At 59.2% G+C, this 22,172-nt stretch carries 19 protein-coding genes; 7 read left to right on the forward strand and 12 right to left on the reverse strand.

What is annotated here, in order from left to right; all coding sequences use genetic code 11:
- Positions 1–85 precede the first annotated feature (85 nt).
- A complete protein-coding gene (locus QPL96_RS16145; RefSeq protein WP_303288337.1) occupies positions 86–1,687 on the forward strand; it encodes an ExeM/NucH family extracellular endonuclease in 1,602 nt (533 codons plus the stop codon).
- 178 nt (positions 1,688–1,865) lie between these two features.
- Complete coding sequence (locus QPL96_RS16150) at positions 1,866–2,939, forward strand: AraC family transcriptional regulator (RefSeq protein ID WP_303288338.1); 1,074 nt, start codon at positions 1,866–1,868, stop codon at positions 2,937–2,939.
- On the opposite strand, the gene queE is transcribed toward QPL96_RS16150, so the two are convergent.
- Positions 2,940–3,596: a 7-carboxy-7-deazaguanine synthase gene (queE, locus tag QPL96_RS16155; protein ID WP_303288339.1), complete on the reverse strand. Its 657-nt coding sequence runs from the start codon at positions 3,594–3,596 to the stop codon at positions 2,940–2,942.
- Positions 3,596–4,261: a 7-cyano-7-deazaguanine synthase QueC gene (gene queC / locus QPL96_RS16160; RefSeq protein ID WP_303288340.1), complete on the reverse strand. Its 666-nt coding sequence runs from the start codon at positions 4,259–4,261 to the stop codon at positions 3,596–3,598. Before queC ends, queE begins: the two co-directional genes overlap by 1 nt.
- 185 nt (positions 4,262–4,446) lie before the next feature.
- Between queC and QPL96_RS16165 the strand changes: the two genes are divergently transcribed.
- Together QPL96_RS16165 and QPL96_RS16170 are read left to right on the forward strand one after the other, a co-directional pair.
- Positions 4,447–4,980, forward strand: a complete 534-nt coding sequence (locus tag QPL96_RS16165) for a hypothetical protein (protein ID WP_303288341.1) — start codon at positions 4,447–4,449, stop codon at positions 4,978–4,980.
- A gap of 513 nt (positions 4,981–5,493) precedes the next feature.
- The gene (locus tag QPL96_RS16170) at positions 5,494–5,766 is read left to right on the forward strand and encodes a hypothetical protein (protein WP_303288342.1); all 273 of its coding nucleotides are present in this window, start codon (positions 5,494–5,496) and stop codon (positions 5,764–5,766) included.
- A gap of 39 nt (positions 5,767–5,805) precedes the next feature.
- Here QPL96_RS16170 and QPL96_RS16175 read toward each other — a convergent pair whose 3' ends face one another.
- From QPL96_RS16175 to QPL96_RS16185, 3 genes are read right to left on the reverse strand one after another with little or no spacing between them, the layout of a single operon-like run.
- Positions 5,806–6,219, reverse strand: coding sequence for a response regulator (locus QPL96_RS16175; RefSeq protein WP_303288343.1), 414 nt, complete (start codon positions 6,217–6,219; stop codon positions 5,806–5,808).
- The gene (locus tag QPL96_RS16180) at positions 6,216–6,788 is read right to left on the reverse strand and encodes a hypothetical protein (protein WP_303288344.1); all 573 of its coding nucleotides are present in this window, start codon (positions 6,786–6,788) and stop codon (positions 6,216–6,218) included. The genes QPL96_RS16175 and QPL96_RS16180 overlap by 4 nt, the downstream gene beginning before the upstream one ends.
- A 33-nt stretch (positions 6,789–6,821) precedes the next feature.
- Complete coding sequence (locus QPL96_RS16185) at positions 6,822–10,307, reverse strand: response regulator (protein ID WP_303288383.1); 3,486 nt, start codon at positions 10,305–10,307, stop codon at positions 6,822–6,824.
- A gap of 175 nt (positions 10,308–10,482) precedes the next feature.
- On the opposite strand from QPL96_RS16185, the gene QPL96_RS16190 reads away from it, so the two are divergent.
- The gene (locus QPL96_RS16190) at positions 10,483–11,481 is read left to right on the forward strand and encodes a hypothetical protein (RefSeq protein WP_303288345.1); all 999 of its coding nucleotides are present in this window, start codon (positions 10,483–10,485) and stop codon (positions 11,479–11,481) included.
- Here QPL96_RS16190 and QPL96_RS16195 read toward each other — a convergent pair.
- Positions 11,475–11,723, reverse strand: a complete 249-nt coding sequence (locus tag QPL96_RS16195; RefSeq protein WP_303288346.1) for a hypothetical protein — start codon at positions 11,721–11,723, stop codon at positions 11,475–11,477. The two genes, QPL96_RS16190 and QPL96_RS16195, sit on opposite strands and share 7 nt — an antisense overlap.
- Positions 11,724–11,922: 199 nt before the next feature.
- Between QPL96_RS16195 and QPL96_RS16200 the strand changes: the two genes are divergently transcribed.
- Positions 11,923–12,267: a hypothetical protein gene (locus QPL96_RS16200; RefSeq protein WP_303288347.1), complete on the forward strand. Its 345-nt coding sequence runs from the start codon at positions 11,923–11,925 to the stop codon at positions 12,265–12,267.
- A gap of 10 nt (positions 12,268–12,277) precedes the next feature.
- Here QPL96_RS16200 and QPL96_RS16205 read toward each other — a convergent pair whose 3' ends face one another.
- Positions 12,278–13,564, reverse strand: coding sequence for a serine hydrolase (locus tag QPL96_RS16205; RefSeq protein WP_303288348.1), 1,287 nt, complete (start codon positions 13,562–13,564; stop codon positions 12,278–12,280).
- Positions 13,565–13,937: 373 nt separating this feature from the next.
- Between QPL96_RS16205 and ybaK the strand changes: the two genes are divergently transcribed.
- On the forward strand, positions 13,938–14,408 hold the full coding sequence (gene ybaK / locus QPL96_RS16210) for a Cys-tRNA(Pro) deacylase (RefSeq protein WP_303288349.1): 471 nt from the start codon (positions 13,938–13,940) through the stop codon (positions 14,406–14,408).
- 202 nt (positions 14,409–14,610) lie between these two features.
- Here the strand turns inward: ybaK and QPL96_RS16215 are convergent, their stop codons facing one another.
- The 5 genes from QPL96_RS16215 to QPL96_RS16235 all read right to left on the reverse strand — a co-directional run bounded on the left by QPL96_RS16215 (position 14,611) and on the right by QPL96_RS16235 (position 22,121).
- Positions 14,611–16,854 carry an NADP-dependent isocitrate dehydrogenase gene (locus QPL96_RS16215; protein ID WP_303288350.1) on the reverse strand — a complete coding sequence of 748 codons (2,244 nt, stop codon included), beginning with the start codon at positions 16,852–16,854 and terminating at the stop codon, positions 14,611–14,613.
- Between the two features lie 466 nt (positions 16,855–17,320).
- Positions 17,321–19,309 carry an acetoacetate--CoA ligase gene (locus tag QPL96_RS16220; RefSeq protein WP_303288351.1) on the reverse strand — a complete coding sequence of 663 codons (1,989 nt, stop codon included), beginning with the start codon at positions 19,307–19,309 and terminating at the stop codon, positions 17,321–17,323.
- Between the two features lie 16 nt (positions 19,310–19,325).
- On the reverse strand, positions 19,326–20,105 hold the full coding sequence (locus tag QPL96_RS16225) for a 3-hydroxybutyrate dehydrogenase (protein WP_303288352.1): 780 nt from the start codon (positions 20,103–20,105) through the stop codon (positions 19,326–19,328).
- 13 nt (positions 20,106–20,118) lie between these two features.
- Complete coding sequence (locus QPL96_RS16230; protein WP_303288353.1) at positions 20,119–21,483, reverse strand: TRAP transporter large permease subunit; 1,365 nt, start codon at positions 21,481–21,483, stop codon at positions 20,119–20,121.
- Positions 21,483–22,121, reverse strand: a complete 639-nt coding sequence (locus QPL96_RS16235; RefSeq protein ID WP_303288354.1) for a TRAP transporter small permease subunit — start codon at positions 22,119–22,121, stop codon at positions 21,483–21,485. Before QPL96_RS16235 ends, QPL96_RS16230 begins: the two co-directional genes overlap by 1 nt.
- Between the last annotated feature and the right edge of the window lie 51 nt (positions 22,122–22,172).

The following is a 22,172-nucleotide window of genomic DNA, read 5'->3' on the forward strand; positions in this document are numbered from 1 at the left end:
ATCCGGCTGTGGTGCACCGGCCACAGCTATTTCTGCTGTCCAGGGCGATGGCCCTGCCTCTGCCCTCACCGGCCAGACGGTGACGGTGGAGGGCATTGTTACCCAAGACTCCCGTTCAAACGGCGGATTTGGCGGCTTCTACCTTCAGCAGGCAGACCACCAGACCGACAACAACCCGGCCACCTCTGAAGCGGTTTTCGTCTATACCAATCGGGATACCGGAAAACCCGGCATGCGCCTGCGGGTAACCGGCAAGGTCAGGGAATTCCACGGACTGACCGAACTGGTCGCCGTGCAGAGCATCCGGATGTGCGGCCAGGAAGCTCAGCCGGAGCCGGTCACCATCGAGCTGCCCTGGTCCAGGGACCCTGAGAGCCTGGAAAACATGAGGGTGACCTTCCGCTACCCCCTGACAGTGGTGGATAACTACAACCTCGCGAAATACGGCGAACTGGCATTGGCGGCATCGGATCAGCTCCAGCCCACCGAATACCTGGCGCCCGGACAGCAGGCGCACCGGCTGTCCGCCAACCACCGGCAGAACCGGGTGTTGCTGGATGACAACCGGTCCCAACGGGACCCCAGGCCGGTCCCCTGGCCGCCAACAGGCCTGTCGCCCGCAGCCACCGTGCGGGCCGGTGATCAGATCGACGGACTCGCTGGCATCCTCGATTTCCGCTTTGATGCCTGGCGAATCCAGCCGGAGAAAGAGCCCCGGTTTCTCGCGACCAACCCGCGCAAAACGGCGCCTCCCCGTCCGCCAGGCGATACTGTGCGAGTGGTGGCCCTGAATCTCGGAAACTTCTTCAACGGAAATGGCCAGGGCGCAGGCTTTCCCACCCCGCGGGGCGCTGCAACCCGGGCTGAGTTTCGCCAACAGCAACAGCGCCTGATTCAGACTCTCCAGGCGCCGGACCCGGACATCCTGGCGGTTGCCGAACTGGAAAATGACGGTTATGGCGCCGCCAGCGCAATCGCCGGGCTGGCCCGTTTTCTCGGCAGTCAGTGGGAATTTGTCAGCACCCCGGGTAACGACGGCGGCGACGAAATCCGTACCGCCCTGCTATACCGCCGCGACCGGATAGCACCCATCGGTTTACCCGTACGCCTGACCGAGGGTGTCTTTCGATCCGGAGGTCGGCCCCCTCTGGCACAGGATTTTCGCCGTACTGACGGTGAGCAGGCGGTCAGGGTTGTTGTCCCTCACCTGAAATCGAAATCCTGCCGGGGCGCCGTGGGCGAAGATCAGGATCAATCCGACGGGCAGGGTTGCTATACCCACCGGCGGGTTGCCGAAGCCAGGGCCCTGGCCAACTGGCCCGGCGCCTTTTCCCGGGACCCCCGATCCGCCGGAACCCTGATTGTCGGCGATCTCAACAGTTACGCCCGTGAACAGCCACTTTCCGTTCTGGCCAGGGCCGGCTTTACCAGCATGGTGCACCAATTCCACCCCTGCACTCATGCGACCTGCCCCCACTACACCTACCGTTACAAGGGCGAAAAAGGCACTCTGGATTATGCCCTGGCCTCCCAAAGCCTCCGGCCACGGGTACTCCAGGCTCAAACCTGGCTGATGAATGCCGATGAGCCCCGGGCGCTCGGCTATCAGGGCATGTCCCAATCCGATCAGCAAGGGCCCTGGCGATCCTCCGACCACAACCCGGTGATTATCGATCTCAGGCTCTGAGAACGGCCCCTTCGCCAAGGCCACTGATTGCCCGTCCGCCGGGCCAGACCGACAGTTGGCCTTTCGGGCCATTTTAATGCGTCAGCGAAGTCATGGGGAAATGCAACGGGAGCCGCCATAATCGGACACACTATGCGATCCGGCAAATAACAAGAACAGGACCAGACGAGGAAACCCCATGCGCGCCTCAGTATCAACGGCACAGGATCTTGGCATGCCCGCCATTTACCTGCACCTTCTGGCCGAACTGCTGAACACCATTGGTGTTGATGAGCAGGACCTTCTGCTCCGGGTCGGGCTGGACCCGGCCAGGCTGAAATCCACCGAACTCCGGGTCAGCCAGGCCCAGGCCAGCGAGTTTGTCACCCGGGCCATCATCGAAAGCGCAGAGCCGGGTCTGGGCATCCTGCTCGCCCGGGAACTGAAGCTTCCACTTCATGGTGCCCTGGGTACCGCCGTCATGAGCAGTCGCACCCTGGGTGACGCCTTGGAGCTGATGACCCGGTACCTCACCCTGCGGGTGCCTCACCTCCAGATCAGCAAGCGCGAAAACGCCAGCCTCGTCTGGTACATCGTGAACTGCGATGTCGATCTCGGGCCGATGCACAGCTTCATTATGGATGCCATGCTGTTCGGCTGCGTGTTCATGGGAGCCCAGTTGACCGGATCGGTCGTTGACGGCTTGCGGATCCTTCGGCGGTGCCCGCAACCCGCATATTTTCAGCGGTTTCGCTCACAGATACCGGTACCGGTGGAGTTTGGTGCCACCGACAATGCCCTGGTGATTCCCGTCTCCCGGCTGAACCTGCCGGTGCGGTTCACCGACGACCAGTTGGCGGCTTCCTCCCGGGCCCAATGCGAAGAGGCGCTGCGGCGGTTGACCGAGGACGCCGGATTCGCCTGTCGGGTAAGGCGGGTTATTGAAACCAGCCACCCGTTTCCACCGAAACTCGCCCGGGTTGCCGGCACCCTGTTTGTCTCCGAGCGGACACTCAAGCGCCGGTTGCAGGAGGAAGAGGCCAGCTTCCAGCAGCTGGTGGATCAGGTCCGCCTGGAACGGGCGGGCGACCTGCTGCGAAACACCAGCATGAACCTGAGTCAGATTGCCGATGCCCTGGGTTACGCCGATGCCGCCAACTTCACCCGGGCCTTCAAGCGCTGGACCACTACCAGCCCAAGCCAGTACCGAAATGCTTCGAGGGCATCGGGCTCCTTACCAGTGCCAACAGACCGGATACTGGCGCCCGGGTAGTCAATCGATACCGATGATCTTGTGCATTTGCAGGGTCAGGCGCCATTGCGGGTGGGCCAGGCAGTAATCCGTGGCAAGGCGGGTATTGCTTTGCCTGACGCCGTCAACACCGCCTTCCGGCACTGACGGCGACGCCATCGGGGAAAGAAAATAGTGGCTGGCCCGAATGTGCAGGAACCGCTCTGGCAAGGCCAGAGGCTGCGGGTACACCAGTTTCAGCTCGTCACAGGTTTCGATGACCACCGGCGCATCCGCCTTCGGGCTGACACACAGCCAGTCAATGCCCGCAGGGGCCGGCAGGGTGCCGTTGGTTTCCACACCGACTTCGAAACCCTCCCGGTGGAACGCCTCAATCACGGCAGTGTCCAGTTGCAACAAGGGTTCACCGCCGGTACAAACCACATAGGGTTTACCGGGCGCATCCGGCCAGAGGCTGCGAATGTGCCGGGCCAGGGCTTCCGGTGAGTCAAACCGGCCACCGTTCTGGCCATCGGTGCCAACAAAATCCGTGTCACAGAAATGACAGACCGCACGGGCACGGTCTTTCTCCCGCCCGGTCCACAGGTTGCACTTGCTGAACCGGCAGAAGACAGCGGCCCGGCCGGCCTGGGCGCCTTCACCCTGCAAGGTATAAAAGGCTTCCTTGACCCGGTACATCAGCGGTTACCCTCGTACTCGATTGGATCTGGAACACCATTGGCGGCAAACGCCTCAAGCCGCTCCACACAGGAGCCACAGCGGCCACAGGCGCGCTCACGACCGTTGTAGCAGGTCCAGGTCTGTGCGTAGTCCAGCCCGAGACGAAGGCCTTCGGCCAGGATCAGGCCCTTGTCCATGGCCATGAAGGGCGCTTCAATGCCCACCGGCTCATAGTTGGCCACACGGCACACCGCGTCCATCCTTGCCACGAATTCCGGGCGGCAATCCGGGTAGATGGCATGGTCACCCCCATGGGCGCCGTACCATACAGCCCCGGCACCCACCGTTACCGCGTATCCGGTGGCCAGGGACAGCAGGATCATGTTGCGGTTGGGCACCACCGTGGCCTTCATGCTGTCTTCCTGGTAGTGACCTTCGGGCACCTTGAGTTCCGAGGTCAGCGCCGAGCCGGCCATCACCTCGCTCATGGCCCGGATATCAATCACCTTGTGGGGAATGTCGTGTGCCTCACACACTGAACGGGCACACTCCAGTTCCCGAACGTGCCGCTGCCCGTAATTAAAGGACAGGGCATGAACCCGGTAACCGCGATTTCTGGCCAGGTGCAGCAGCGTGTAGGAGTCCATGCCTCCGGAATAGATTACAACCACGGTGTCAGTCATTCTGGCTCCCCGTATGGTGCGATTCGAGTTCGGCGGGTTTACTGTCGGGCCCGTTACCTGTTGCTGTCATCGGGCTTACACAATGAATGGACATATTGTAACAGTGCAGGCTCAGGTTGGGTTCGCGTCTCGGGTTCGGGGCGGGTAAACTCGGCTAAAAACAACTCAACATCTACACTGATCCCATGACCACTATCCGCCCGGTATTTATCGATTTCGAGGCATCCAGTCTTGATCTGATCGCAAGCTATCCGATTGAGGTAGGCATCTGTATGCCGGACGGCACCCTGCACAGTTGGCTGATCTGTCCACAGGTTCTGTGGCAGGACTGGTCGGAGAGCGCTGAACAGATTCACGGCATTTCCCGCCAGACCCTTGAGGCAGAGGGCATTGCGGCCAGTGAAGTGGCTCGGGCCCTGAATGAGCTGCTACCGGAACAGGTGTTTTGCGATGCCTGGACCTTCGACAGTTTCTGGCTGCACCGGTTGTTCAGGGCAACCGATATCAGGCCCGCTTTCCAGCTTGAATCCATCTCGGCACTGCTGAACCCGCAGCAACTACGGCAGTGGTCCGCCATGCGCCGGCAGGTGATCTCGGAACTCGGCTTGCCAGTGCACCGGGCGGCCAATGACGCCCTGATCCTCCACAAAACCTGGGAACGGATCGCCCAGGCAGAAGACGCCGTGATGCCGCTGACCGGCCATAGTCGCCAGGCCTGACAAAGACCCAGTGCCACCATCAGGGCCAGGAGTCTGCGCGGCGGAAATCGGTACGAAGAAGTAGTGGCTGCGAGCTTCCCACTAGGTAAAAAAACGCAGCCATAAAGGCTGCGTAGAAAGGAGAGATCCATCAACTGCCTGGCGCGGCAGACAGTTGAGATTGCACAACGTAAAACACGTGACGGGGCAAATTATCCCAATCGTCCCGGGCGGCCGTCTGTAGGGGTTTGCCGAAGGTCCCTGCCTATTGCAAACAGCCCGTTTGCCTATACACTGGTAACTGAACCGAAACACAAGAGCCGGTATGACCAGGATGATTCCACAGTTCAGTGCTTACACAGCCGCAGGTTGCCATGCAGGGCAGTCTGTTCGTGCGATGGTGAAAGACATCTAACGGCTTTCGGTCAGTCCCGGGAGCCTCTGTCGCGACCGGGTCAGCCTCTCCGCGAAACCCCGGTCGCCCCAGGCACCGGGGTTTTGTTTTTGCAGTCGCAAAACGGCAAGGAGAACATCATGAAAAGACATCCGACAACACGAGCAGCGAACCAGCCCATGAATAATCGCCAAGGGCCGATCAGGCCCCCGGAGAAGCTGCCACTGCTGGATGCCATCTGCAAAAAACTGAATCAGCGCGTCAATCTGGATGACGAGCAGCGGGTGCTGGGTGTGTACGAGCGTGGCTGGATCTTCAACGGTGTTCTGGGCAATCTGGACGGTGCCGAGGCCCGTTATGTCAGGGCATTGGCTAATCGCTATAACTCCTGGATTGCGCGGCAGGTCGCCTGATGCCTTTTTAGGGACTGGAGCGTTCAGGGCCTGAACCGGTCAGTGTCGCCGGTTCAGGCCCTGAATCATGGCCATGTCCCCCCCGTGGACCATGACGTAGTTATTCACCACATCATAAATCTTTTCCTGGGAGTAAGGTTTCACCACATAGCCGTTAGCACCGGCACTGATAGCCCGCTGGATGCTTTCAATGGAATCATCGGCTGTCACCAGCACAATATGCTGCTCTTGCCGGGTGCGCCTGAACTCCAGCATCAGCTCGTGGCCATCGCCGTCAGGCAGGCCCAGATCCAGCAGAATGATCTGAAACTCCTGGGCTTCAAAAGCCGCCCGGGCCGAGCCTGCATCCACGCATTCGGCTACCTGCGTTGCCCCGGCCTTGTAGAGCATCTCCACCAGCCGCTCTCTCATCACCGGCTCGTCTTCCACTACCAACACTCTCAGATCTGTCATGGGTTGCTCCTGTCATGCTGTTGGGTCGTTGCCGTGCGCCGGGGCAGATCCAGCGGCGCCGGGCGGGGCTGGTCCGGCTCCCCCGGATCCGAACAGGCCGATATTTCCCGTGGCCCGGTCAGTGAATCCTCCATACCAGATCGGGTCAGGATATTGCTGATGCTCACCGCCGTTGTGTACAGGGAGATAGCGATGATCAGGAGAATCGGCTGAACAAAGGTGACGAAGTCGGGCACATCGGAATTTCCCAGTATACTCAATATCAGAATGATTGCCGGGCCCAGCACCACAAACAGGGTCAGTGCGATAAAGAAAACGATGCGTTCCTTGTAGCGCCCCAGGTCCCGGTTGGTAACCAGCCCGAGCACAAACTTGCCAACGGCAAGACCGGCCAGAATGGCCGCCGCAATGCTCAGGTCCGGTCGTAGCAGGGCTTCGTAGAGCCGGCCTTCCCAAAGCCGCTGCATGCCAATAATCAGAAAGGGAAACAGGACGAACAGGATGTCCGCATAGGTCCCGTACATCATGCTGAGGGAAGGGTGCTCTCGGCGTTCAGGCAGCTCACTCATTGCGTTGTTCCTGTTGGTTGTTCACGGGTCGAATCACCTCGGGGCCTCCGAAGCCGTCAGGGCGCGGTCTATCATTTCACCGAGTCCCTCCAGTTCGCTGCGAACCCGGTCCCAGTCCGGGTCAGTGGCTTTCAGAAGGTCTTCAAGCCTGCCCGCCTGGCGGGTCATCAGAGGATAGCCCATTGCCCCTGCGGTTCCCTTGATCTGATGGGCTTCTGTTCTTAAGACTTCCCGATTACCATGGGCCAGTGCCTCTTCCATCCTATGCCGGCGGCCGGACAGTCCATCGAGAAACTGTGCAATCAGATGGGCGATTTCGGCGTCTTCGTCCGAATCCGTGGGGGAAGCCGGGCCGGCACCCAGCAAGCGGTCCAGCAGGGACCTGAGGCGGGACTGGTCAATTGGCTTGTTCAGCACTCCGTCACAACCGGCTTCGAGGAGTGCGTCGGTTTCCCGCTGATCACCGGCGGTAAAGGCGATCACCGGCCGTCGGAAACCGGCCTGGCGCAGCAGCGCGGTGGCGGCGACACCATCCATGCCCGGCATATGGCGGTCCATAAGCACCAGATGAACGGTATCCGACAACGCCGTCCGGACCGCTTCATCGCCACTGGTAACGGCCACCACGTCCACCCCTTCGCGGCGCAGCATGCGCTCCACCAACTGGCGGTTTTCCTCGTTGTCTTCAGCTACCAGCACCTTGCCCTGGTAACGCCGCGCGGGCTTCTGGTGGCTGTCCGAGCTCACCACAAGATACCGGCCCAGGGTTTCGAAAAACCGCTGTTTGTCGATCGGCTTGGCCAGATGCTCATTGCAGCCGGCAAGCCGGTAATCGGCAATGTCTTCGGACATTACATTGGCGGTAAGGGCGATCACCGGCGTATTCACTCCGGCTTCACGCAGCGCCGCGGTCGCATCCCTGCCATTCATGACCGGCATCTGGATATCCATAAGAATCAGATCGAAAGGCTCACGAAGGGCCAGCTCCAGTGCTTCGGCGCCATTGCTTACATGCACCAGCTCTGCCCCGGTTCGCGACACCAGCAGGGACACCAGGCGCTGGTTCACCTCGTTGTCTTCGGCACACAGGATTCGGCCAGAGAGTCGCGGCGCCACTACCATGGGCATGGCTCTGCGACGCTGACTCAGTTCCGAGGCATCCCGCAGGAAATGCACCTGACCCAGCGGCCCGGTCCGGATTGAAAGCTCGAACTCACTGCCCTCTCCGTAGGTGCTGTTCACCCGGATACTGCCACCGAGCATTTCCGCCAACCGCCGGGAGATGCTGAGCCCGAGGCCGGTACCGCCGTATTGTCGGGAAATGGCGGCACTGCCCTGGGCGAAGGGATCAAACAGCCGGCCCAGTTGCTCCGGCTTCATGCCGATGCCGGTATCAACAACCCGGACCACCAGTAGTTCCTGGTCATGATCACATCGGACAACCAGGGAAATCGAGCCTTTTTCAGTGAATTTCAGTGCATTGCCACACAGATTTATTATGATCTGGCGCAGCCGGGTCGGGTCCGTCAGGATCTGTTCCGGCAACGGGTATTCACAGATTATACTGAAATCGAGACCTTTTTCCCGGGCCCGGGGCGCAAAAAAAGCCCGGATTTCATCCAGCAGTTCCGGCAGATTGACCGAGACGATATCCACGTCCAGTTTGTTGGCGTCGATTTTCGAGTGATCAAGAATATCGTTGACCAGTTCCAGCAGGTGGCGCCCGCTGCGCACCACTGTCTCGGCACTGCTTCGTTTCTCCGTCTCACTCAGGTCCGGGTCAAGCAGGGTTTCACCATAGCCGATGATCGCCGCCAGCGGGGTGCGGATTTCATGGCTCATGTTGGCCAGGAACTGGCTTTTCGCCTCGGCCGAATTGCGGGCCAGCTCCTTCTCCAGGCGCTCCTGTTCTCGTTCCCGTTCGATGCGCTGCCGGTTATGGCTCTCGGTGGCATCGATGCAGGTTCCCTCCAGGTGCGTCGGTTTGCCATCGGCGTCGTACACCGTATGCAGTGAAATGGTGGCCCAGCGCTCTTCGCCGTCCCGGGTCAGGTACCGGGCCTCAATACCCTTGGCGGTGCCCTTTGCCTCCAACTGCTCCACCACCAGCCGGCGCAGGCGCTCATCGGCAATGCAGGTCTCCAGTACGTCCGGGTTGCGCCCGAGCAGCTCCCGGCTGCTGTTGTAGCCCAGCAACCGGGCCATCGCCGGGTTGGCAGTGACGAAACGACGGTCCGGAGACATCTGGAACACCCCCTCAATGGCATTGTCAAACAGCGACTGGTACCGCTGCAGGTTTGACAGTGCTCTCTGACTCCAGTCAAGGGCTTCGCCCTGAACCTGCTTGATCCGGTCCGCCAGGGCGAACGAGAAGAGTATGATCTGGGCCGTTAAACCGAACTGGGGCGAGTAGGTGGTGAAGGTATTCAGCGGCAATATGCCCATGACCGTCAGGGCATAGATCCCGAACCCCACCATCGCCAGGGTCCAGGCAAAGAAATAGGCACGCGCCGCCGGATTGTAGTAGCGCCAGGACAGGTAACTGACCACGATCATGATCAGGCTCAGCAGGATCGAGCCGGCCACAATCCATTCCATGGCCACGTGGTAGGGCAGGAACAGCGACAGTACAAACGTGGTGACCACGGCGTAGAGACTAAGCCGGATGACCTGATCAAGATCCGCTGATCGCTCCCGGGTTTCCAGCAGCGACCGGGCCATCAGCAGCCCCCAGAACCAGGTCAGCGTGATCTGGAAGTGTAGAAACTGCTTGTTGAACAGGGCCGGCCGGCTCTCTAGTAACTGGATACCGTGGACCTGTTCGGTGACAATAAAGACGGTCGCTGACACCAGATAGAGCACGTAATAGATATTACTGCGCTCACGAACCGAAATGGCGACAAAAAGGTTATAGGCCAGAATCGCCAGCACCGCTCCCAGAAGGATGCCCCGGACCAGTTCATCCACTGATACCTTTTCAATATAGCTGTCGGGCTGCCAGAGACTGATGGGCAATCGGAAGGTATTGGTGTTGGTGACCCGCAGGTAAACCCGGTTCAGGGAATCCGGCACCAGGGACAGACGGAAGGTTGGATTGGGCACCGCCAGGTCCCTCTCCGCCCAGTTATCCTCATAGCCCGCCCGCCGCCGCTCGACCAGGGTGCCGTCGCGAACCATGAACAGGGCGACTTCATCCACCAGGGGCAAGGCCAGCTCCAGAATCCAGTCGGTCTGGTCCGGATTTTTACCTGGGCGCAGATCAAGACGTACCCAGTAGGCGGATTCCGTGTAGCCGAAGTTCAGTACGCCGCCGTCGTGGCGGGTAAACGCGCCAGGCTCAAGTTTGCGGACTTCATCCAGGGTCAGGGTCTGTCCCGGGTCCTCCAGGTACCAGATACAGCCCCCCAGATCCCGGATACTCTCGACACCAGCGCTCAGGATAATCTCGCCATCACGGCAGGGCCCGGCCACACCGGCCGACGCCGGCATCGTAATGGCGGCCAGGAACAGCAGGACCATCAACGAACGCGTCACCGCTGGGAGCGCCAATGTAAGCCGTTGCCGCAAAATGTGATCTCCGCGAGGGTAGATACCGGGTTTATGTTTTATTGTCAGTCACCGCACAGGGGCATTCGCCCCGCGGTCATTCACTTTAGCCGTTTACACGGTTTTTCGCATCCCGGGGCCTTCTGAAATGAGACATTCCTGCATGCTCGTCGCAACCTCCATTGTGACCCTGCTTCTGGCAGGGTGCGACCCGGACACGTCCGGTGGTGGCTATCTGAACCCTGCAACCGACGTAGACCTGGCACTGGAAACCTTCCGGCTGAGGGACACTGAAGGGCTCGAACCGGTTCTGCAATACACAACCTTCCGGGACCTCTACCGGGGCATGGAGCCGGCAACCGAGGGCAGCGATGGCGGAAGCGCCATGGCGATTCGAAATCATCTGGATGACTTCCTGGGCACAGAGCCGGATTCCGGAGGGTCCGATTACATCAGTTTGCGCAATCCTCTCGACCTCATCAATGAGGTGATTCGCTCAGGCCAGGTGGATAACTTCAATGAGGGGCGTCGCCTGATGCGGGACAGCATTGAAAGGGACGAAGCCGCGAGCTTTAACACTCCGGCCAACGACGCACTGATCCGGTTCACCGAAACCCGAAGTGAGGACAACTCCTCACAAGCCGACAGCACCTGGATCTACGTCATGCTGGACTGGACTTACAACCCTGCAATGAAGAAAGTGTTTCGTGCCAGCCAGTTTGTTGCCCGGCAACCGGCCGAGGATGACGAGAGCCCGGCAGAAGTAGCCAGCGCGGCCTGGAGCGGCCGATTCAGCTCGAAAACGTTTGGTACCACCGGATTCAACCAACCGGAATTTTCCGCTACCAGTTATACCGGTCGCACCCTTGGCAATGTGGAGCTTCTTCAGGAGTTCATCGGAACCCAACGCGATACCCTGACACTCACTAACGCCTCGGGAATTGTCATTAACGGGGAAGAGCCGGATTGCGTGAAGGTCATAATAAATTACGGGGAGACGCTGGCCCGGGTTTTTACCTCGAAAGACGAGCCCGCGATGCTGGAAGAGGGAGGCGCAAGAACGCGCAATCCGCAATATTGCGGAAACCAGCGGAGTGGAGATGAAACCTTTATCTACACTACGATCATCATCGAAGATCGTCAGTAACCCTCTTCGTGCAGATCCCAGTTCCGCAGAAACCCCTTTTTCCGGTCGATCATCCGCTCATAGGTGGAAATCATGATCGCTGCGTGGGGGGCTTTGACTAAACGAAGCGTTTCAATCCGGCGCTCAAGGCGCTCTACTTCCGAACGCACCTGCTGATGCACATGGTTGCGGACACTGTCGTGATGGTCCAGCCTGACCTCGCGGGGGACAGGCTGGTGGCCGGGTAATGAGGGTTTGTCCATTCGGCTTCTCGTCCAATGAGTCGTGATAGATCCTTTTCCCATCTCGAAAGTCTGCACAACTGTCAGACAAAGTGCAATAAAAATGAATAGAGCTTCATTAATATTTGTACGCTGGCAGAACTCGCTTTCTGCTCAGACGACCGAACCCCTGCTATAGTTCCCTGCAGACAAGGAATTTCCCACCCTTACAGGAGCTACCATGACCCAGACATCCGTGGCGGATACCCTACGTGAATATCTGTCACTGCTGGAACTGCTGGACGATGCCTACTGGGAAGCCAGCAGCATTCAGCACAAGGACATGCTGTATGACATTATCAGCATCTTCAGCCAGGAAGTGGCCGAGATCAACAAGCTCAGCATCCAGGACCACCACTACCCTTACGAAGTGATTACCGAAGGTATCAGGCGGGTTGTCCCAAAACTGGAACGGCTGGATGAAAACCGGGAGGACGTGATCCAGCGCACCCAGACACTGACCGATTTCCGCGACATACTGTCGTCGGTGCTGGGCATTCTGGAAGCACAGCTGCGAACCCTGTAAGGCCTTCGCCTCAGGCGGCAATCATAGGTCGCCGGTGCTCCGGAATCAGCGGAAACCGGTCGCAGACGGTATAAACAAACTTCGCCAGTGCCGGCAGGTGATGGCCAACAATCGGAAAGCCGGTGTTGAGCAGGCTGACCGAGATATCCCGGGCCGCGTCGGCCCAGCACAGCTTGTTGATCAGACCGACATGGCCAAAGGCGAACCGGCTCTGCTGCCCCCAGAGTCCCACCGGATTCCCGCCCAGCATCATACCGGCGCTGAACCGCATGGGCACCATCATGGTCCGGTCAATCTGGAGAGAGCCAAACTGCTGGATGGCACGGCGAATGGTGAGCTCACTGCAGATCCTCTGGCCATTCCAGAGCCCCCTGTTCAGCATCATCTGGAAAAACCGCCCCATTTCTTCCGCGGTTCCGCACAGGTTACCGGCCGGGATCACGGCTTCCTGGAACCGGGGGTCGTTGGTGACCCGTTCAACCGTCCGGATATCCCCTCCCAAAGCGCGATTGACCACCCAGGAAACGGGGAAGCGCGGCGTTGGACCGGTTGCGTAGTTACTGGCCAGATCGTTCAGGTATTCCGGGGCAACACCATAGGTGAACCATTTCATAGCTAATGGCCGGCGCAGATGCCGGTCAAGGTAGTTTTCGATGGTGTCCCCGGTGACACTCTCCAACACCCGCTGCAACACAAAGCCACCGGTAATGGCATGGTAGGCAACTTTGGCGCCGTCCACTTCCACAGGCCGGGCCGAGCATAGCAGGCGCCAGATCTCGTCGCTGTCCCACAGCACATCGATGGGCGTTTCCCTCGGAATGGCCGGAATACCGCCGCGGTGGGAGAGGATCTGATGGACCGTGATGGTCCGCTTCCCACTGCTGGCAAACTCCGGGCAATAGTAGGATACCGGATCCATCAGGTTAACCAGCCCCTGTTCCGCCAGCATGTGCATCAGCAGCGCGGTAACCGCCTTGGATGCGGAGAAGTAGCAGATCGGCGTCTCCGTGGTCATCGGAACCCTGACCGCATTCGGGGAATCGTGCGGCCCGTTGCCGGTGGCGTGGCCAATGGCGCGATGCAGGATCTGTTTGCCCCGGTGGCGAACAGAAATCTGGATACCCGGGTGTACGCCGGTCCGGTAAAGCCCCTGAACACTGCGCCAGATCGTCTCGACAGTGCCTTCACTGACACCTGCGGCAGCCGGATTTTCACCCGCAGCGTCCCGGAAGGTGACGGTTGCGAGATCTCCGGGAATCTTGCAGGTGTGAAGCGCACGACGGGCAAATCGGTTCATCTGGTCAGACCTTTATCAAGGTGGTTGTTTTTATTCTATCTTCAGTTCAGCCGCCACCCATCACATTGGCCGACTGGCGTCCGGGCCAGCGTCAACCCTTCCAGCCGGCAAAGGCCTAAGGATTCAGGATAGACCAGTTCCTCCAGCTCGGCTGAAAAACACAGCAAACCCTACCAGGCCGGTCGTAAGGACAAAAGTTTGGGTTTTACGGTGTACGAAAATTAGTCATATGCGGATTTGAAGTAGAGGGCTAAATGTTATTACCTGTAAAATCAGCCGGGTTTTTGTCCCTCTGCGCCTGCCAGCGAGCAGTTGTCGCTCTCTTCCTTAGCTGATTTAATCCCGGAATCCAGTCATTCCGAAGGAGCTGACCATGACGCCGGGCATCAACGCCGTGCGCAAGGCCAACATGGCCCATTCCATTCACGAGTATGACCATGATCCGTCCACTGAGAGCTACGGCACGGAAGCCGCAGAAAAGATGGCCGTTGATTCCGCCCGGGTGTTCAAGACACTGGTGGTTGCCATTGATGGCAAGGAGCTTGCTGTCGGCGTGGTTCCGGTGACCACCATGCTGAACATGAAGCTCATTGCCAGGGCAGCCAGTGGTAAAAAGGCCGCCATGGCCGACAAACAGTCTGTGCAGCGCAGCACCGGTTACGTGTTGGGCGGAGTCAGCCCCCTGGGCCAGAAAAGAAAACTCAGAACCTTTATTGATGCGTCCGCCCGGAGTTTCACCACCATTTTTGTCAGCGCAGGCCGCCGGGGCCTGGAAATCGAACTGGCACCAGACGACCTGGCCCGGCTGACCGGAGGCACCTTTGCCCCGCTGCATCAGGAGTAAGCGATGAATCACGCAACGGATCTGCTGCTTACTGGCCCGCCCATTACCATGTATAACCTTCACAAAGCTGGAGAAACAGGCCGGGGCTACGACGAGCAAACTGACGACGACTGACCGCCGGATAAAAAAGCCCGAAAAACCAGCACAGCCTGACGGGCTCCCGACGGAAGGTCGGGTATGGCCCGGCCCTGATTCCGTATTCTTACTTCACAGATGCTCGCGCATCGGCAAGGATCGTGTTGAAGGTTTCGCTCGGCTGCATCACCTTGCAGACTTTCTCCATCGGCGGGTGATAGTAACCACCGATATCCGCCGGATGACCCTGAACCACGGTCATCTCTTCCAGAATCTTGTCCTTGTTCTCTTCCAACTGTGCGGACAGCCTGGTGAAGAACTCCTTCAGTTGCTTGTCGTCATCCTGATTGGCCAATTCCTCCGCCCAGTAACGGGCCAGGTGGAAGTGGGAACCGCGGTTGTCCAGTTCGCCGGTGACACGGGAGGGAGACTGGTTATTCTCCAGCAGCCGCTCCGTGGCCTTGTCCAGGGTCTGACCCAGCAGACGGGCACGTTCGTTGCCATGCTTCTCGCCCAGTTCATCGAGGGATACCGCCGTCGCCAGGAATTCGCCAAGCGAATCCCAGCGCAGGTGGTTCTCCTGGATCAGCTGTTGTACGTGCTTCGGTGCCGAACCGCCGGCGCCAGTCTCATATAGGCCACCGCCGTTCAGCAGCGGAACGATGGACAGCATCTTGGCACTGGTTCCCAGTTCCAGGATCGGGAACAGGTCGGTGAGGTAGTCACGCAGGACATTGCCGGTCACGGAGATGGTATCCAGTCCGCGGATCAGGCGTTCCATCGTCCAGCGGATGGCGCGAACCGGCGACATGATGTGAATCTCGAGGCCATCGGTGTCATGCTCTTTCAGGTACGTCTGGACTTTCCTGATCAGCTGAGCATCGTGGGCACGCTCATCGTCCAGCCAGAATACCGCCGGCATGCCGGTGGCGCGGGCACGGCTGACCGCCAGTTTGACCCAGTCCCTGATCGGCAGGTCCTTGGTCTGGCAGGCACGCCAGATGTCGCCTTTCTCGACGTTGTGCTCGGTCAGTACCGTGCCGTCTTCGGCGACAACACGCACAACGCCGTCTTCCTTGATTTCAAAGGTCTTGTCGTGGGAGCCATATTCTTCAGCCTTCTGTGCCATCAGACCAACGTTCGGCACAGTTCCCATGGTGGTGGGATCGAAGGCGCCGTGGGTCTTACAGAAGTTGATCACCTCCTGATAGATGGTGGCGTAGGTGGACTCCGGCATGACCGCCTTGGTGTCCTTGAGCTTGTTGTCCCGGGCCCACATCTTGCCGGAATTGCGGATCATCGCCGGCATGGAGGCATCGACAATGACGTCGCTCGGAACGTGCAGGTTGGTGATGCCCTTGACGGAATCCACCATGGCAATTTCCGGACGGTGCTCGTAGCACGCATGCAGGTCTTCCTGGATCTGCTCCTGCTTGGATTCCGGCAATTGCCTGATCTTCTCGATTACACTGGAAAGCCCGTTGTTCGGGTTAACGCCGATTTCGTCGAACAGGTCGCCGTACTTGTCGAACAGGTCCTTGTAGAAAACCTTCACCGCATGACCGAAGACGATCGGGTGAGAGATTTTCATCATGGTGGCTTTCACGTGCAGCGAGAACATGACACCGGTCTTTTCACAGTCTTCGATGGCATCCTCGAAGAACTTCACCAGTGCCTTCTTGCTCATGAACATGCCGTCCAGCACTTCACCTTCCTGCAGGGGCAACTCCGACTTCAGAACGGTCTGTTTGCCTTGTTTGTTCTCGAACACAATGCGGGCGGTGGTGGCCTTGTCCAGAGTGACGGACTTCTCGCTGGAGTAGAAATCGCCGCCGCGCATGTGCGCCACGTGGGTGCGGGAAGCCGGGCTCCATTCGCCCATGGAGTGGGGGTATTTGCGGGCAAACGCCTTGACCGCGGCCGGAGCCCGGCGATCAGAGTTACCTTCACGCAGCACCGGGTTTACCGCACTGCCGAGGACTTTGGCATAGCGGGACTGGATTTCCTTCTCTTCGTCAGTCTCAGGGTGTTCCTTGTATTCGGGAACCTTGTAACCCTGTTCATTCAGCTCCTTGATGGCGGCCCGCAGTTGCGGGATAGAGGCTGAGATGTTCGGCAGTTTGATGATGTTGGCGTCGGGGTCTTTGGTGTATTCACCCAGCTCGGCCAGGGCATCCGGAACCCGCTGATCTTCTTCAAGGTAATCCGGGAAGGTCGCCAGAATACGCGCCGCGAGAGAAATGTCGCTGGTTTCAAACTCGATGCCAGCCGGCTTGGCGAAGGTTTCCAGGATGGGAAGAAGTGACCGTGTCGCGAGGGCGGGCGCCTCGTCGGTCAGTGTGTAGACAATCTTGGCTTTGGATGATGTCATTTTCGTCCTCAGGCTATTGGGTGGGTTCAGGACGGTCATGGCGGGGTCAGGCGTCTTTTGAACGTCCGACCTGGGCAATGACTGATTAGGAACTTTTGATAGACTGACTAAGATACCATTTTTTCGTAAATTTTGGTTACGATCTTAGTATAAGAACGGACTAAAAATACTTGATCTTCTATTACAAGACGATGAAATGGCGGGAATTTACGAAACTTTCTTACATTGACCGGGAGTTAGGGCGGGCAGGGCTTCCCAAAACACACTCCTGGCGGCACATCCATGTGGCGCCTGCGTCGTGCTGAGGGTCCAGGGCCTGCCCGTGAAGCGCTAACGCGCTCCGCCCATGGCTCCGCACGGTTTTGGGAGGCTCAATCCGCCCCGCTGTTCTGGCAATTCAGGTGGGTTCTGCAAGAAGAATCCGGACCGCTTTCGGCGACTTATTGTCAACAAAACCAGCCACAAATCACTCAGGCAACAAACCAACCTCGGCCAACCGCTCATGAATATGGTCCAGCGCTTCGGGATTGCCCAACGCGTCCCGGTTATCGGCCTTTCTGGACCCATTGATTAAACGGGCAACCGCCAACTCCACTTTTTTTCCGCTACGGGTGTACGGGATGTCGTTCACCTGCACGATGTGTTTGGGCACATGACGCGGGCTGGCGCCCTCGCGGATTCGGGACCTGAGCTGTTTCAGCAACTCATTGGTGATTTCCTGGCCGTCGGCAGGCACCACCAGCAGGACCACCTCCACATCGCCTTCGATCTGGCGACCGACCACGAGGCTGTCTTTGATTTCGGCCACGGTCTCTACCTGACGATAGATTTCCGCGGTGCCGATGCGTACGCCGCCGGGGTTAAGGGTGGCGTCGGAGCGGCCGTAGATGATGGCGCCGCCGTGTTCGGTGAATTCGATGAAATCGCCGTGGGCCCAGACGCCCGGGAAGGTGTTGAAGTAGGCGTCGCAGTAGCGTTCACCCTTTGGGTCTTCCCAGAAGCACACGGGCATGGACGGCAATGGCTGGCGGCAGACCAGCTCGCCGCGGCCTTCGCTGACCGGTTTACCGTCATCGCCGTAGGCCACAGCATCAACGCCCAGGAAGCGACACTGAATTTCTCCCCGACGCACCGGCAGCAGCGGGGTAGAACCCACGAAGCAACCGCAGATGTCGGTGCCCCCGGCGATGGAGCCGAGCAGGGCTCCGGGGGCGCCATCCGTGTAGACCCAGTCATAGTCTTCCGGCAGCAGTGGTGAGCCGGTGGAGAACACCACCCGAAGTTTGCCCTGGTCCAGGGTTTTTGCCGGCTTGAGTTCGCCCTTGCGGCAGCCGGCGATGAACCGGGCACTGGTGCCGAAGTGGGTGACTTGCTCTTCGGCCACGGTGTCCCAGAGGAAGCTGAGGCTCGGGTAGCCCGGGGAACCGTCCACAGTGATCACCGCAGCACCGGTCATCAGGGCTGAGGCCTGCCAGTTCCACATCATCCAGCCGCAGGTGGTGAAGTACAGGAAGCGGTCTTCCGGGCCCACATCCCCATGCAGCATCAGTTCCTTGGCGTGATTCACCAGCAGGCCGGCACTGCCATGGACGATGCACTTGGGTTTGCCGGTGGTACCGGAGGAATACAGAATGTAAACCGGATGATCCGGTGCCAGCGGTGTGAACGAAAGCGCCTTGCCTTCACCGAACGCCAGCGCATCATCCCAGGTGGTGACCAGCTCGCCGGCAATCGGGGCCTCGTCCGGCAGTTGCTGGACACTGACGACTGATTTGAGGGTTGGCAGGCCGGCGATCAGCTCGGCGAAGTCCTGTTGGCGGGCGAAGACCTTGCCGCCGTAGCCATAGCCATTCACCACAACCAGGGCAGCGGGTTCAATCTGGCCAAAGCGGTCGAGAATGGCACCCACGCCGAAGTCGGGGGAGGCAGAGCTCCACACAGCACCAAGGCTGGTGGCGGCCAGCATGCCGGCCAGGGCTTCATAACCGTTAGTCACTACACCCGCGACGCGATCCCCCTGGCGGATACCCCTGCTGCGCAAAAAAGCTTCCAGGGCGCCGGCGTCTGCCTTGAGCTGCGCGTAAGTACGACGAAGCACCGGTCGCGTTTCGCAATAGGCCACCACCGCTTCCCGGTCTGCGTGTTCGCCATCCGCCAGCCGGAGCAGGTTGGCGGCAAAATTCAGTGTCATACCGGGAAACCATTCGGCGCCAGGCATTTCACGCTTTCCGAGCACTCTGTCGGCCGGTGTGTCGCAGACCAGACCGCAGTAATCCCAGACCTTCTGCCAGAAGGTTTCCAGCTCATCAATGGACCACTGGTGCAGGGCATGGTAATCGGCAAAGGGACCGAAGCCCTGTTGCCCCAGCCAGGCCTTGAACTGGCCCATGCGGGAATTTTTCAGAGTGTCTTCCGAGGGAGACCAGACTACCGGTGATTGTTCTGTGTGACTCATCCGTCTCTCCTGTTACTTACTGCATGTGCCAGCCGTGGCTGACCACAATGGATTGGCCGGTCAACGCGGCAGAGGGAAACGCAGCCAGGTGCACAGCCAGTTCGGACACATCTTCGAGTGTCGTGAACTCTCCGTCCACCGTGTTCTTCAGCATCACCTTGCTGATCACGTCTTCCTCGGAAATGCCCAGCTCCCTGGCCTGCTCGGGGATCTGCTTATCCACCAGGGGCGTGCGCACGAAACCGGGGCAGATGATGTTGCTGCGGACACCATACTCCGCGCCTTCTTTGGCGACAGCGCGGCAAAGGCCAAGCATGCCATGTTTGGCCGCCACGTAAGGGGACTTCAGGGGCGAGGCTTCCAGGGAATGTACCGAACCCATATACAGCATGGTGCCGCCACCGTTCTCATACATCTGACGGAGCGCCGCCCGGGTAACGAGGAAAGCACCATCAAGGTGCACACTCATGACTTTGCTCCAGTCGGAGAACGCCAGTTTGTGCACCGGGTCGATGTGCTGGATTCCGGCGTTGGCCAGGGCGATATCCAGCCCCCCCCACCGCTCAACGATAGCCGCAACCCCGTCATCGACAGCCTGTTCGTTGGTGACATCCATGGCCAGGGCCATGGCGGTGCCCCCTGCCTGCTCAATAGCATCCACGGCTTCCCGGGCACTCTCCAGGGTCAGGTCGGCCACCGCAACCCTGGCGCCCTCCCGGCCATAATGTTCGGCAATGGCCCGGCCAATGCCGCGGCCAGCGCCGGTAATAAGGGCAATCCGGTTTTCCAGACGCATGGTGTTTATCTCCTTAGTCGTAAGCCGCGCTCGGCAGCCAGGTCGCAATTTCCGGTACCAGGAACACGATAGCCAGGGCTGCCAGCTGAATAATGATGAAAGGCACGACGCCCCGATAGATGTCAGTCACCTTGATCTCCGGCGGCGCCACACCCTTGATGTAGAACAACGCGAATCCAACTGGCGGGGTCAGGAACGATGTCTGCAGACACATGGCAAACAGGATGGTGAACCACACCAGATCAAAGCCAAGCTGCTGAACCACGGGCGCCACCAGCGGCAGGATGATCAGGGTGATCTCGACCCAGTCCAGGAAGAAGCCGAGCAGGAAGACACCAAACAGGATGGTGAGAACCACGCCGTAGGGCCCGAAGGGCAGGCCCAGCAGGGCACCTTCGATCACCTGGTCGCCACCCAGACCCCGCAGTACCACAGAAAACGCGGTTGCACCCAGGAAAATGGCAAAAATGAACGCAGCCGTGCGGGTTGTCTGCTGCATGGAAGAGTTGAGCACGTTCAGGTTCAGTCGCCCAGACATCAGGGCCAATAGTAGAGCGCCCAGTGCGCCAACACCGGAAGCTTCCGTTGGTGTGGCTATTCCGGCAAAGATGGAGCCCAGCACACCCAGAATCAGCGCAGCCGTGGGTAACACTGCCTTAGCCACCTCCCAGACAATGCCCCAGGTCACTTTCTCCGTACCCTCTGGCACCGGCGCAATGTGCGGTTGCAGCAGCGGGCGGAGCATGGCGTAGGCCACGTACATGGCCCCCAGCAGCAGGCCGGGCAGGAACGCGCCCATGAACAGATCGCCCACCGACGCTTCGGGAACGGCCAGCCGGTCGGCCATCAGCACCAGCATGATAGAAGGGGGAATCAGAATACCCAGGGTACCGGTGGCACAGGCAGTGCCCACGGCAAACCCCTTGTCGTACTTATTCTCCATCATCACGGGCAGGGACAGCATGCCCAGTAGCACCACGGACGCACCGATGATACCGGTGGTGGCGGCCAACAGTACGCCAATGATAATGACCGTTACCGCATATCCGCCGCGAACCGCGCCAAAGAGTTTTACCATGCTGTTCATGAGCTTTTCGGCGACGCCGGACTGATCGAGCATGATGCCCATGAAGATAAACATGGGCAGGGCGACAAGGGTCTCGCTGTTTACGACCTTCCATATCCGTTCAGGCACAAGCCCCATGGAAGAGGAATAATCGAACCACAGATTGGCACCGAAATTTTCAACGGCGATGACACCGATGACTGTCCAGATAACCGCGGTACCACCCAACACCCAGGCAACCGGAAAACCAGTCATCAACAACGCCCCGAACGTCAGGAACATGCCGATTACAAACAGAGTTTCAAGCTCCATCAGGACCCATCCTCTTTCTTGTTATCACCGGACTGGATCCGGATTGGCTTCGGAAAGCCGAAAAGCAGGGCGGTTACTTTCAGCAGACGGGACAGGGCCGCGAGAATCAGAAGCACAAAAGACAATGCCAGAATGCTCTTGAGAATCCAGCGATGCGGAAGCCCGGCAGGTGCCTGGCTGGTCTCACCCTGTTGCCAGGAACTGAAGGCGTAGGGGACCATTTCGTAAATCGCCAGTCCGAGAAACGGTAACAACAGGAATGTCAGGCCCAACAGTTCAATCCAGCCCTGGCCTTTCAGGGACAGGCGTTCATGGAGTACATCCACCCTCACGTGATCATCGACCACCAGGGTATAGGCCAGCCCCAGCAGCCAGCCAATCCCGGCCAGATGCCACTGGACCTCTTCCAGGGTTACCGAACCCTGGCCAAAGGCATAGCGGCCCACCACTGCATAGATGATCACTCCGGTTAGCACTACCCAGAGCCAGGAAGCACCCTTGCCGATCGCGGCGATTACCTGATCCACCCACTGACTGACGCGAGTTGTCGGCAGCTCTGTGTGGTGATGAAGAAATTCGTCGGTGTCGGACACCGATAACCGCACATTCTGTGGTGAGCCTTTACCAGACACCGTCATATAACAGTTCCTCGTTCAGAAAGCCCGTTATGAAACCAGGATGACCCCGAA

The organism is Marinobacter sp. SS8-8 (assembly GCF_030540945.1).
GTDB lineage: Bacteria > Pseudomonadota > Gammaproteobacteria > Pseudomonadales > Oleiphilaceae > Marinobacter.